Genomic DNA, 12705 nt, shown 5'->3' on the forward strand with positions numbered 1-12705 from the left:
GCGCCATGGGTGTATTCGAGAACAGCGTCTCCGGGCTGCTCGCCTTTCAGAAGGCGCTGTCGACGACGTCGCACAACATCTCGAACGTCAATACCGACGGGTACAGCCGTCAGCGTGCCGAGCTCGGCAGCCGTACACCGGTTGGTTACGGCAACGGCTTCGTCGGCAGTGGCGTCGAGGTGCAGACCATCAAGCGACTGTTCGACCAGACCCGCGAGAGCGCGGTTCAGAACAATATCGCCGAATTCGAGCGCCTGCAGACGCTGGCCGACAGCGCCGGGCGCATCGACGACATGGTGGCGGACGAGTCCGCGGGGCTGTCACCGGCCATTCAGGATTTCTTCGGTGCCGTGCATGACGTCTCCAATGACCCGTCATCGGCGACGGCGCGCGAGACCATGCTGACGCAGGCACGCAATCTCGCCAGCCGCTTCCGCGACATGGGCGCGCAGTTGCGCGAGCTCAACGACGACGTGAACACGCAGCTGCGCGGCAAGGTCGACGAGGTGAACTCGCTCGCCAAGGCAATCGCCGATCTCAATCAGGACATCGCCAAGGAGCAGGGGAGGATCGGGGAACCACCCAATGACCTCCTCGATCAGCGTGACGGGCTACTGCGCGATCTCTCGAAGCTGATCGACACCCGCACCGTGGCCAACCAGGACGGTACGATCAACGTTTCCGTCGGCACCGGGCAGTCGCTGGTATCCGGATTCAATCATGCCGAGCTCGGTATCACGCGCCCGGATGATGACCCCACCCGGCTGGGCGTGACCATTACCAACCGTGGAGGGGGCGCCACGGAGATCTCCCGCCAGGTGGACGGCGGCCAGATCGGCGGTCTGCTGGACTTCCGCGAGACCGTGCTCGATCCCGTCCGCGCGGATCTCGACCGCATGGCCACGGGCGTGGCGCAGGCGTTCAACGCCCAGCACCGCGATGGCCTGCAGTTCAGCGCCGGCCCCGATGACGGACGGCTCGGCGGCGATCTGTTCGACATTCCCGCGCCCCACACTCAGGGTGAGGGCGTGACGGTTGGCAACGGCTTCGCCGACTATGCCAATCGTGGCGATGCCGCGCTGAGCCCGGTGAGCCTGACCTACGACGCCTCCGCCGACGAGTGGACCGCCGAGAACCTGCGCAACGGCGAGACCACGACGTTCGCGAACAGTGGCCAGACCGTGGAGTTCGGCGGCCTGGACCTCGACCTGGGCCAGCTCTCCGGTATGAGCAATGGCGCCACGGTCACCGTGGACCCGGTCACGGACACCTCCACCGCCATGCGGGTCGCTATTGACCGGCCGAGCCAGATTGCCGTGGCCTCACCATTGCGTGCCTCCGAGGTGACGAACCCGCCCAACGCCGGCAGCGGTGGATTGCAGGACTTCCGCGTCACCTCCATCGATCAGCTGCCCGCGGCATTCGATACCGCGACCCTGTCGTACGACGGTTCCGAATACTCACTCAGCGGGCTGCCGGCCGGGCACTCGGTGGAATTCTTCGACGCCGACGGCAACTCCCTGGGTAACTCGGTGCCCTACACCGACAGTCCCACGGACATCACCATGAAGGTCACCGACGGCGCCGGCGATCATGTGTTCACCGCCGAAACCACGCTCACGGGGACGCCGGCGGCGGGGGATGCGTTCGAGATCGCCCGGAACAACGGTGCCAGCGGCGACAACGGCAATGCGCTGGCGATGGGCCAGCTCACCGAGGCCGGCGTCTTCGACGGCGGTTCGGAGACGATCCAGGAGTACTATTCCGGGCTCGTTGGTGAGGTCGGCACGCGAACGCTGCAGGCGCAAACCGCCCGGGATGCCCAGGAGTCGGTGCTGCAGCAGGCCAAGGCGTCGCGTGACGAGGTCTCCGGCGTCAATCTGGACGAGGAGGCGGCCAATCTCATGAGATTCCAGCAGGCCTATCAGGCCTCGGCGCAGGCGATTTCCATCGCACGCACGACATTCGACTCGTTGCTCTCGGCCACGCGGGGCTGATCCATGGTTCGTATATCCTCCAACCAGTATCACCAGACCGCGGTCAACGCGCTGCTCAACCAGCAGGCGAAGTTGTCCGAGGTTCAGGAGCAACTCGCCACCGGCCGCAAGATCCTCAACCCGTCCGACGATCCGTCCGGGTCGGCGCGGGTTCTGGAGCTCGCGCAGAGTATCGAGAGCAGCGAGCGTTACAACCGCAATATCGGATTCGCCGAATCACGCATGGGCCTGGAAGAGTCCGTGCTCGACGAGGCCAGCAGCAGCCTCCAGCGTATTCGCGAGCTCACCATCCAGGCCAGGAACGGCAGCAACACCGCCGAGGATCGCCAGAAGATCGCCTCCGAGGTGCGCGAGCAGTGGCAGCACCTGCGCCAGCTCGCCAACTCCACCGACGGCAATGGGGAGTACCTGTTTGCCGGGTCCCAGACCGAGACGCGACCGTTCGTGACCCGCAACGGTGAAGTCGCCTACGAGGGCGATCAGAACGTGCGCGAGGTGCAGGTGGGGCCGGGGCGGACCATGGCGACGACCCATTCCGGCTACGACGTCTTCATGGATCTGCCCACCAGCTACCGCGCCGATGCCGACGCGGGCAACACCGGCAACGCGAGCGTCGCCGTGTATGTCGACCAGGCCAGCGCGAATGACGTGTCCGGCTACAATGTGACCTTCACCACGCCCCCCGGTGGCGGCGACATGGAATACACCGTCACCGACGCCGCGACCCCGCCGAACACGGTGGCCAGCGGCGTTTACGAACCCGGCGAGCCCATCGAGCTCTCCGGCGACGGCGTCACCATCGTGCCTCATGGCGATCCCGCCGACGGCGACAGCTTCACCATCGCCAGCGGTGACAACCGGTCGGTATTCGCGACCGTCGACCGGCTCGCGAGCGCGCTGGAAGGAGCCAGTGACTCCGAGGCGGCTCGCAACCGGTTCCAGGCTGTCGGCGATCGCGCCCTCGCCGAGATCGACGCCGCCATGGAGAACATGCAGCGCGTACGCGCGGAGATCGGCGGGCGCATGAATGGTCTCGACAGCGAGCGCAACGCCAACGAGGCGGCCGCGCTCGAAATGAAAACGACCCGCAGCGACATACGCGACCTGGATTACGCCAGCGCCGTCTCGGAGCTCTCCCGGCGAATGGCCGGCATGCAGGCCGCCCAGCAGAGCTATTCCAAGATCCAGGGCATGACCCTGTTCAATTACCTGTAGGCCGGATAAACACCAAGACACAACAAGGAACCGGACACACGAAGGAACGCCGACAAGGATGCCTTTGCGGCCTTCGTGCCGTATTCGCGGTCTTCGCGTTCCCCCCGCGATTCACGCCGGTAGGCCGGCGAGCGCCGCAGGCGCTGGCCGACGTTGTCCGTCGGAGGCGATCATTTACCGTACGAGCGGATTCCGTTGGCTGCCAAGAGCAGCCAACCTACGCGTGGCTCGTTTCCGTGTTCGGGGCTCGAGCCGGGTAGGTCGGCTGCACTTGGCAGCCGACATTTCTGCGACGGGTATGTCGGCCAGCGCTGTGCGCTCGCCGACAATCACGCTATTCCCTGCCAATCGATTCTGGAATTGCTGGTGGCGATTCACCCCAATCCGGAGGATGAATGCCGGTCCGCACGTACCGGTGGAAGCTTGACCAGGGCCAATCCCTCGGCGCGATGACATAACCGTGCTTCACCGGGTTGTAGTGGATGTACTCAAGGTGATTGCGCAGATCATCGTGATCGCGAATCAAATGCTCCCAGAAGCGTGGTTGCCATATGCGCTGGCCGGCGGTGCGTGCGGATACACGGCGTTTGATGAGCCGCCAGCGCTCGGAGAAATCTGCGTCTCCCGGTGGCAGAGTCCAGATGCAGTGGAGGTGGTCCGGCAGGAGAACGATTGCATCCGTTCGAAACGGACGGTGCCGTGCGGTCACGCGCATCGCGTCACCGAGAAGCCGGCGCAGTCTTTCGTTCCTGAATAGAGGCTGCCGGTTCGACGTCACGACGGTGAAGAAGTAACTCGCGCCAGGCATGCGGGCGCGTCGGTATTCCATGACCTCGTCCTCCCTGACGGGGCTTGCATCGTATCCGGGTCAATACCCGGGATCAGGAATGTAACAAAGTCCTGTTGCCGGATTCTCGGATGTTGGCTGCCAAGAGCAGCCAACCTACGCGTGGCTGTCGCGTAGCTAACCGGGGAAGACCGCCGTAGGTCGGCTGCACTTGGCAGCCGACATTTCTGCGACGGGTATGTCGGCACAGCGCTGTGCGCTCGCCGACCTGCGGCGACTGTTCGGGGATGTTCATGCACGGCGCGCTAGACCGACAACGGAGTATCTACGCGTTGGCCGTGGCGGTCGACGCATAGCCCGCCCGATATCGTGCTACTCGAACGCGAGGCTTTCCCCGAGGGTGTTGATCAGCGGTTTCAGGTGCTTCTTGTAGTGGCGCCAGCGTTGGACCGATTTGGTGTAAATCGGCTGGCGCACCTGATCGTAGCTGGCGGTTATGGTCTTGACACCGGAGCGGGTGTGGTCGAGACAGGCGTCGTCCCACTCCAGGTCGCAGAATTCCACCAGCCGGCGGACCTCCGGCTCCGGATCGGTGGTCAGCCGTTCGTATTGCAGCTCGAAGATCGGCTGCGGCAGCACCTCCCGCCAGTGACTCATCAGCCGCCGGTAGAGGCGGTAGTAGTGGCCGAGATCGTTGAGGTCGTAGGTGAACTGCAGCCCCGAAGCGGCGAAATTCTGGAAATAGCACGACAGGCAGGTGTCGAGCGGATTGCGGTTGCAGTGAACGATGCGCGCATTGGGGAACAACACGGCGATGAGACCGAGGAATGTGAAGTTCTGCGGCATCTTGTCGGTCACCCGGGGGGTGTCGTCCGGCGCGAGCTCGGCGATGAAATCCAGGTAGCGCCGTGCGGCCTTGCCTGCCGTATCAGCGGTCAGCTCGGGGACACACTCCGGGTAACTGCTCGCGCTTCCCACGAGCTGTGACAGATCGCCCGCAATGCTTTGCAATTCCCGCAGCTCGCCTGCGGCGACCACGTCCGGGTGGCTTGCGACGATCTGCTCGGTCAGGCTGGTACCCGATCGTGGCATGCCGACGATGAAGATCGGGCGTCGGGATTCGCTGCCGATACCCTCGAGCTTCTCGAACAGGGCCGGCGTGAAGGTGCGCATCAGGGCATCGAACTGTTTCTCGGCCTGGGCCCGGTCGTAGGTCCGGGGCTTGATCTCGTTGCCCTTTCGGAAGAACTCGAAGGCGCGATCGTGCTCGCCGAGCTCGTCGTAGAGCTGCCCCGCGGCGAAGTACAGCCCGTAATGGGAGCGGCTCGCCAGCTGGCGGGACATGGCACGGTCGACGATCTCGGCTGCCTGCTTCTGCTCGCCCATGCGCCGGGCGAGCGTGAGGTACGCGCCGAGCGTTCCGGAAGCGACCACCGTGCGCTCCTCGATCAACGGCTTGACCAGGGCGAACGCCTCGCTCTTCTGGCCGCAGCGTTCCAGCAGTCGCGCCTTGACGCTGATCAGGTTCTCGTCGTCCGGACACATCGCCAGTGCTTTGTCGATGCTCGTCAGCGCGTCGTCCCATTCGCCCCTGCTGCCGAGTATCTCTGCCATGAGCGCGAGTGCCGAGGTATCTTCCGGGGCGAGCTTGATCGCGTTGCGTGCTTGCCGGTAGGCCTCGTCGTTGGCGCCGGAGTGGGCCAGGCATTCGGCGAGCAAGCGGTAGTACTGCGGATCGCCCGGTGCGTGGCGCACGAGGCGCCGTGCCCAGGCGAGCGCCTCCTGGGGGCGTGCCAGTGCGACGAGGCTGCCGGCGAGGATATACAGGCCACGGATATTGCGGTTGTCCAGGTTCACCGCGGCGCGGGCGATGTTCTCGGCGGAGTCATGCCGGCCGAGCTCGAGCAGCGCTTCGGCGAGATGGGAGAACGCGTTGGCGTCCTTGGGCGCCTCGACGACTGCCTGGTCGAGGCGTTCGGCCGCCTTGGCGTAGTCCTTCCTCGTCTTGTGGATGATCCCCAGATTGAGATGCGCGGAGGCACAGTGCTCGTCGGCGGCGATCGCCCGCTGGAAGGCCTCGGCGGCATCGTCCAGCGCCCCGGTGCCGTAGTGGGCGGTGCCCAGATTGCACAGGAAAGTGGATTCCTCCGGTGCCGTGTCGACTGCGGCGTCGAACAGCTGTACGGCGACATCGAACTGACCGATGCGCATGGCGAGCAGGCCGAGGCCGTTGTACGCGTCGGCGTTTTCCGGATCCCGCGCCAGCGCCGCCCGGTAGTGGGCATCCGCCTCCTGCAGGTTGCCGGCGCGCTGATGCAGGTCGGCGGTTTCGATCAGCTCGGCGACTTCGGGGTCGGTCTGCTCGCTCATGTGCCCATGCCTCTTGGTGAGTCCGTCTTGCCCGCGCGTGCGTCGCATTGGCGTCGAGGCCATTGTCGTCAACGCGACGGTACCCCGGTCGATCATGCAATGCGGGACGCTCCGCGTCATCCCGTTCAAGGGATGCAGTATCCGTGCCGGCGATGGGTGTTGAAATTTCGCAGAAAACGGCTAAAGGGTGATCGCGTTGTGCCGATACCTCTTGTGAAGGCGGTCAACATCCCGGCCGGATGCGGACCGCTGAGGCGGGAAGCCCAGCGATCGGGCATCAGCATCAAGGAGTTGCACACATGGCACAGGTCATCAATACCAATATCGCGTCGCTGAACTCGCAGCGGCACCTCAACAACACTCAGGACACGATGCGTACGGCCATGGAGCGTCTCTCCTCGGGCCTGCGGATCAACAGTGCCAAGGATGACGCGGCGGGGCTGGCGATCTCCAATCGCATGACCGCCCAGATCGACGGCATGGATCAGGCGGCGCGCAACGCCAACGACGGCATTTCGCTGGCGCAGACCGGCGAGGGCGCGCTGCAGCAGATCACCAACAACCTCCAGCGCATGCGCGAGCTCGGGGTGCAGTCCCGTAACGCGACCAACACCTCCCAGGACCGTGAGTCGCTGAACGCCGAGTTCCAGCAGCTCCTCCAGGAAAACGATCGTCTCGCGCAGACGACGGCCTTCAACGGCCGCAACATCCTCGACGGCAGCCTCGGCACGGAGGAGTTCCAGGTCGGCGCGAACGTCGGTGAGACCATCTCCGTGGACGTGAGCTCGAGCATGCGCACGAATGCCATCGGCAACCACGCCTCGGTGGATTACGCGCTCAATGACTACGCCGCTTCCACCGCCGCGCCCTCGAACAGCAACGACTTCTTCCTCGACAACTCCGGCGATCTCGCAATCAATGGCGTGAACGTGGCGTCGGTGTCCTCGGCGCTCAGCTCCAGCGAGATGACGGCCGGCCGGGGGGCCAACTCCGCCTACGGGATCGCCGAGGCGATCAACCTGGGCACCGACGATCACGGCGTGACCGCGACGGCGCAGGCGGCGGAGACGACCCTGTCGTTCAGCCAGCTGAGCTTCGGCGGTGCCAACACGGCCGAGACGTACACCCTCGAGATCAACGGCAAGACCATCACGCAGCAGACCGAGGGCAGCGTTGACGTGAGCAGTGCCGAGGCGCTTGCCACGCAGATCAACAACTCCTCCAACGAGACCGGCGTGAGTGCCCGGGTCGACGGCTCCGGCAAGATGGTGCTCAGTGCCGAAGACGGCCGGAACATCGAAATCAAGGAGTCGGTGAACGCCACCGCGAGTGTGGACGGGTTCTTCGGCAACACCGGCATCAGCGCCACTGGCGGCGAGTACACCGTCTACAAGGGCAGCGTGCGCCTCGATTCGGACACGCAGATCGCCGTGGCCAGCAGCGACACCGAGAGCCAGGGGTTCAGCACGATCGCCGACGGCTCGACCGACACCACCGGCACCAAGGCACTGTCGTCGTCCGACATCCTCACGGCCACGAACTCGGATGCGGCGATTCACCGCATCGACTCGGCGCTCTCGGACGTCGACTCGCTCCGAGGTACCTTCGGCGCCATCCAGAGTCGTTTCGAGTCGACAGTCTCGAGTCTCCAGACCAGCTCGGAGAACCTCTCGGCGGCGCGCAGCCGGATCCAGGACGCCGACTTCGCCGCGGAGACCGCCAAGATGTCCAAGGCGCAGGTGCTCCAGCAGGCCGGTACGTCCATGCTGGCGCAGGCGAACCAGCAGCCGCAGTCGGTGCTTGCCCTGTTGCAGTAAGCTAGCCCTCGCGCCCCCGGAGTCGCTCCGGGGGCGCTCGTTCCAAGGTGGGGGTAGGAGGGTTCGAACATGGAACTGGTTCCATACGCTTCACAGTGGCTGCCGACGGCCGCTCCGGATCGAAACGATGAGTCATCGCGGCCCGCCGGTCAGGTGGTCCGGTCGACGAGTCGAGTCGAGGGTGTCACGTCGCGGGCCGATGGCAGCGACCTAGGTGTTGGCAAGGACGTCGAGGACCTCGACGCGATCCTGTCGCGTCTGCAGGATTACGCCGAACGCCACGCCCATGACCTGAAATTCACCGTCGATGACGCGACCGGACAAAGCCTGATCAAGGTCATTGACCCGAAAACCGACGAGGTCGTCCGCCAGATCCCGCCGGAGGAAGCGGTTGCTCTGGCGCGGTTCCTGCAGGAACAAGGCGATGAAGGCGGTGGAGCGTTGCTGCGTGCGCAGGCTTGAGGTTGTCGCGCGCCCGCGGCGCGAACCACGCCGGCACGCAGCACGATAGAGAGGGAGCGCATCATGTCGACGATCACGAGTCTCGGAATCGGCTCAGGGCTGGACATCAACAAAACGGTGTCCGACCTCGTCTCCGCCGAGCGTGAGCCGGTGGCACAGCGCTTGAACGAGAAGCAGCAGGAATACGAGACCCGGTTTTCCGCCTACGGCGCCCTGAAGTCGGCAGTCTCGGTTTTCCGGGACAGTCTGGATGCGCTGGGTAACGAGAACACCTACGTTCAGCGCAGTGCCGAGTCCAGCAACTCGGACATCTTCACCGCGAATGCCACGGAATCCGCGCTCGACGGTTCGTACTCCATCGAGGTGCTCGCCCGCGCCCAGGCGCACAAGCTCACCAGCGCCGCGGACAAGAACTGGAGTGAGGGCTCGACCATTGGCACCGGGACACTGACTGTCAGCAGCGGTGGCTCGTCGTTCGACGTGGAGATCGACAGCAACAACAACACCCTCGCCGGCATACGTGACGCCATCAATGGCGCGGAATCCAACTCCGGGGTCACCGCGAGCATCATCAACGTCGACAACAGCAATGGCGATACCGAGGCACGGCTGGTGCTCACCGCCGATGACCCGGGGGCCGACAACGCCGTGACGGTCGCGGTGAGCGGCGATGGTGACGGCAACGACAGCGACGGCGCGGGGCTTTCGGCACTGCGGTACGACGCCACGGCGAACAACCTCACGGAGTCGCAGGCGGCCACCGACGCCGAGATCAAGGTCGACGGGCAGACTGCCACCCGGTCGAGCAACAGCATCGATGACGTCATCGCGGGGGTGTCCATCGATCTGGAGAAGGCCGAGCCGGGCACCGTCGAAACGCTGACGGTCGAGCGCAATGACGGCGATGTGCGCACGGCCATCGACGATCTGGTCAACGGCTACAACACGCTCATGAAGACGGTTGGCAACCTGACCAAGTACAACAAGGAAACCGAGGAAGCCGCCGTGCTTCTCGGCGATGCAGCAACCCGCGGGCTGGAGTTGCAGCTTCGCCAGGGCCTCACGGATGCGGTCTCGGAGCTCGACGGCGACATCCGGAGCCTTGCCGACATCGGCGTGTCGGTGGGCGCCGACCGCCAGCTCAGCGTCGACAGCGAGCGTCTCGACACGGTGCTCAGCGAGAACCTGGACGAGGTCAAGGCGCTGTTCACCGGTGACGATGGCGTTGCCAGCCGCCTCGAGGGCATTACCGATGCTTACATGGACGAGGGCGGCGTCATCGACAGTCGTCAGGAAGGCCTCCAGGACCGTCTCGAGGGCATCGCCGAGCAGCGTGAGACGCTGGACCGGCGGATGTCCAATCTCGAGCAGCGCTACCTGAACCAGTTCATCGCCATGGACCAGATCGTCGCGCAGATGAACGCGACTCAGGACCGGTTGACCCAGGGGCTGGCCAGCCTGCCGGGGCTGGTGCAGGAGAGCGACGGCTAGCCCGGTAAATGCCGGCAAGCCCTCGCTCCAGCGCCTGGCACACGACGAGTTGCACGCGCTGCGTGAACGGGCGGAACCGGGTAGGTTGGCTGCCCCCGGCAGCCAACGACACAGACGCCAGTGCACACAACGCTGTGGTTTTCGAAGGAGATAGCGGCAGATGAGCTACGGAATCAACGCCTATCAGCAGGTTGGCCGCAGTAGCGCGAACTATGCCGACCCATGGCAACTCACGGAAATGCTCTTCAGCGGGGCGCTGGAACGCATCGCGCAGGCCAAGGGGGCCATGGAACGCGGTGACACGGCTGCCAAAGGCGAGCGGATCGGCAAGGCGATCGGTATCCTGGACGGTCTGCGTGGCGGACTCGATCACCAGGCCGGTGGTGACCTGGCTGCCAACCTGGACGCCCTGTACGATTACATGCAGCGCCGTTTGGTCAGCGCCAATGCGCGCAACGACGCGGCCGCGCTGGACGAAGTGATTGCCCTGTTACGCGAGATCAAGGAAGGCTGGGACGCGATTCCGGCGGAGGCGCGCAATGCCCATCAACAACGGGCCCCTCGGGCCGACGGCACCGCCGGCTGAATCTGCCGACCCGCTGTCGGTCGCCGACCGTGAGCGCACCGCCCGCCGGTTGCTGGAGCTCACACAGGAAATGCTGAAGCTCGGCGAGGGGGGTGACTGGGTCGCTTTCGCCGAGCGCGAGGTCGAGCGTCAGCGCCTGTCCCAGGAGCTGTTTGCCACCCCGGTGCCGCGGGACGCGGCGCCTGTCGTGGCGGACTGCGTACGCCGCGTGCTCGATCTTGACCAGGAGCTCATCACCCTCGCCGAATCCCACCGCGAAGAGGCCGCCAGGGCCTTGCAGGATGTGCAACGCGGGCGTCAGGCAACCGACGCTTATCGACGTTTTTCCCGTTGATCGGACGACCCGTGCCGGTTCGTTGACGCTCATGCCCCACCGTGCTGAACTGACCACCAGGGTGAGAACTGGTGCGCACCAGACGAAAAACCAGCGACGCAGAACGCCATTCGACACCCTGAGGAAGCAATAACAAGGCCGTCGGGTGAGCGGTCTATACGGAATGACGGGGGGTCACAGTTCATGGCACGGGTATTGGTGCTCGATCCGCAGATCGAGCGCGGCGCCGGAGTGCGGGCCATCGTCGGGTTTCTCGAGCACGAGGCGCGACATGTGACGGGCACGGATGGGCTGGAGGCGGTCTTCGACGAGTTCAAGCCGCAGTTGTGCCTGGTCGCCGCCGATACACCGGCAGGCGAAGCGTTGCAGTCGGCATTGTGGGATATAGCGCCCACATTGCCTGCCTATCTGCTCGGTGTGTCGCCTCAAAGCCCGGCGGCACGGGGAGCCAACGTTCTCGGCACGCTGAGTCTTCCCCCAAAGCGACGAGAGTTTCAGGGCGCTCTCCAGCGTGCGCTGGGTGGCCAGGGCCGTGCGGACGAAAGCGCGTCAGCGGCGCCACGGTTGGTAGGCGAGAGCCGCGCCATGCAGGCCGTGGGTCGTTTGATCGGCCAGGTCGCCATGAGCGACGCGAGCGTGCTGCTGCTCGGGGAGTCCGGCACCGGCAAGGAAGTCGTCGCCCAGCAGATCCACGCACAGTCGGCGCGCCGCGACAAACCCTTCGTCCCCGTCAACTGTGGCGCGATCCCCCCGGATTTGCTCGAAAGCGAGCTCTTCGGCCACGAGAAGGGGGCTTTCACCGGTGCCATCTCCGCCCGACAGGGGCGCTTCGAGCTTGCTCAGGGCGGTACGCTGTTTCTCGACGAGATCGGGGATATGAGCCTGCACATGCAGGTGAAGCTTCTGCGCGTGCTCCAGGAGCGGACCTTCGAGCGCGTTGGCTCCAACCGCAGCATCCAGGCGGACGTTCGCATCGTCGCTGCGACGCACCGCGATCTCGAGGCGCGGATCGCCGACGGCGAGTTCCGCGAGGATCTCTTCTACCGCTTGAACGTCTTTCCCATCGAGTTGCCGCCGCTGCGACGTCGTGCCGCTGATATCCCCGTGCTGGTCGACGAGATCGTGCGCCGCATCGAGACCGAGGGTCGCGGTTCGGTGACGATCACCGCCCGTGCCCTTGCGGTGCTGGGCCAGTACCATTGGCCCGGCAACGTGCGTGAGCTCGCCAATCTCGTCGAACGTCTCGCCATTCTCCACCCGTGGGGGGAAGTGTGCGTCGAGGATCTGCCGGAGCGTTTCCGCGAGGGCGCCGACGACACCGCGGCGCCGTTGATCGCGGAGCCGCAGGCGCAGGAGGTGGCGGATGCCGCGCCCGTCCCGACGGCGGCCGCGGTGCCGGCCATCGACCTGGACGACGGGGTCGACCTGCGCGAGCTGCTGGGGGAATTGGAGCAGCGACTCATTCGGGACGCTCTGGAAGCCACCGACGGTGTGGTGGCGCGGGCGGCCAAGCTGCTCAACCTGCGCCGGACGACGCTGGTGGAGAAGCTGCGTAAATACGGTATCGAGCGCGAGGAGCTCGCCTCGGGCGCGACCTGAGGCGGCGCGCCCGGGCGCCGGTGCCCGCAGCCCGGCCTTTGCGATCG

At 65.3% G+C, this 12705-nt stretch carries 10 protein-coding genes; 8 read left to right on the forward strand and 2 right to left on the reverse strand.

Translation table 11 applies throughout. The features are described from left to right. The first annotated feature begins 5 nt into the window (after positions 1-5). On the forward strand, positions 6-1997 hold the full coding sequence (flgK, locus tag ACPEES_RS14615; protein WP_435104258.1) for a flagellar hook-associated protein FlgK: 1992 nt from the start codon (positions 6-8) through the stop codon (positions 1995-1997). Positions 1998-2000: 3 nt separating this feature from the next. After that, entirely contained in the window at positions 2001-3212 is a 1212-nt protein-coding gene (gene flgL, locus ACPEES_RS14620; RefSeq protein WP_435104260.1) for a flagellar hook-associated protein FlgL, read from the forward strand. A 334-nt stretch (positions 3213-3546) separates the two neighbouring features. On the opposite strand, the gene ACPEES_RS14625 is transcribed toward flgL, so the two are convergent. Both ACPEES_RS14625 and ACPEES_RS14630 read right to left on the reverse strand, forming a co-directional pair. Beyond that, entirely contained in the window at positions 3547-4041 is a 495-nt protein-coding gene (locus tag ACPEES_RS14625) for an REP-associated tyrosine transposase (protein WP_435104261.1), read from the reverse strand. A gap of 330 nt (positions 4042-4371) precedes the next feature. After that, on the reverse strand, positions 4372-6369 hold the full coding sequence (locus ACPEES_RS14630) for a tetratricopeptide repeat-containing sulfotransferase family protein (RefSeq protein ID WP_435104262.1): 1998 nt from the start codon (positions 6367-6369) through the stop codon (positions 4372-4374). A 299-nt stretch (positions 6370-6668) separates the two neighbouring features. Between ACPEES_RS14630 and ACPEES_RS14635 the strand changes: the two genes are divergently transcribed. The 6 genes from ACPEES_RS14635 to ACPEES_RS14660 all read left to right on the forward strand — a co-directional run bounded on the left by ACPEES_RS14635 (position 6669) and on the right by ACPEES_RS14660 (position 12658). Continuing rightward, positions 6669-8186 (forward strand): flagellin, encoded by a 1518-nt coding sequence (locus ACPEES_RS14635; protein ID WP_435104263.1) that lies wholly within the window; start codon positions 6669-6671, stop codon positions 8184-8186. 69 nt (positions 8187-8255) lie between these two features. Continuing rightward, positions 8256-8648, forward strand: a complete 393-nt coding sequence (locus ACPEES_RS14640; RefSeq protein WP_435104264.1) for a flagellar protein FlaG — start codon at positions 8256-8258, stop codon at positions 8646-8648. A 63-nt stretch (positions 8649-8711) separates the two neighbouring features. Beyond that, complete coding sequence (fliD, locus tag ACPEES_RS14645; RefSeq protein ID WP_435104265.1) at positions 8712-10139, forward strand: flagellar filament capping protein FliD; 1428 nt, start codon at positions 8712-8714, stop codon at positions 10137-10139. Between the two features lie 160 nt (positions 10140-10299). Further along, on the forward strand, positions 10300-10725 hold the full coding sequence (gene fliS, locus ACPEES_RS14650; RefSeq protein WP_435104266.1) for a flagellar export chaperone FliS: 426 nt from the start codon (positions 10300-10302) through the stop codon (positions 10723-10725). Beyond that, a complete protein-coding gene (locus ACPEES_RS14655) occupies positions 10679-11059 on the forward strand; it encodes a flagellar protein FliT (RefSeq protein ID WP_435104267.1) in 381 nt (126 codons plus the stop codon). Before fliS ends, ACPEES_RS14655 begins: the two co-directional genes overlap by 47 nt. 183 nt (positions 11060-11242) lie before the next feature. Beyond that, a complete protein-coding gene (locus tag ACPEES_RS14660) occupies positions 11243-12658 on the forward strand; it encodes a sigma-54 dependent transcriptional regulator (RefSeq protein WP_435104268.1) in 1416 nt (471 codons plus the stop codon). Positions 12659-12705: the final 47 nt, after the last annotated feature.

Source organism: Arhodomonas sp. AD133, assembly GCF_051195215.1.
GTDB lineage: Bacteria > Pseudomonadota > Gammaproteobacteria > Nitrococcales > Nitrococcaceae > Arhodomonas.

Bases quoted from the DNA above. Each gene is read 5' to 3' on its own strand.
- flgK (WP_435104258.1), top strand. From the start codon at position 6: ATGGGTGTATTCGAGAACAGCGTCTCCGGGCTGCTCGCCTTTCAGAAG.
- flgL (WP_435104260.1), top strand. From the start codon at position 2,001: ATGGTTCGTATATCCTCCAACCAGTATCACCAGACCGCGGTCAACGCG.
- ACPEES_RS14625 (WP_435104261.1), bottom strand. From the start codon at position 4,041: ATGGAATACCGACGCGCCCGCATGCCTGGCGCGAGTTACTTCTTCACC.
- ACPEES_RS14630 (WP_435104262.1), bottom strand. From the start codon at position 6,369: ATGAGCGAGCAGACCGACCCCGAAGTCGCCGAGCTGATCGAAACCGCC.
- ACPEES_RS14635 (WP_435104263.1), top strand. From the start codon at position 6,669: ATGGCACAGGTCATCAATACCAATATCGCGTCGCTGAACTCGCAGCGG.
- ACPEES_RS14640 (WP_435104264.1), top strand. From the start codon at position 8,256: ATGGAACTGGTTCCATACGCTTCACAGTGGCTGCCGACGGCCGCTCCG.
- fliD (WP_435104265.1), top strand. From the start codon at position 8,712: ATGTCGACGATCACGAGTCTCGGAATCGGCTCAGGGCTGGACATCAAC.
- fliS (WP_435104266.1), top strand. From the start codon at position 10,300: ATGAGCTACGGAATCAACGCCTATCAGCAGGTTGGCCGCAGTAGCGCG.
- ACPEES_RS14655 (WP_435104267.1), top strand. From the start codon at position 10,679: ATGCCCATCAACAACGGGCCCCTCGGGCCGACGGCACCGCCGGCTGAA.
- ACPEES_RS14660 (WP_435104268.1), top strand. From the start codon at position 11,243: ATGGCACGGGTATTGGTGCTCGATCCGCAGATCGAGCGCGGCGCCGGA.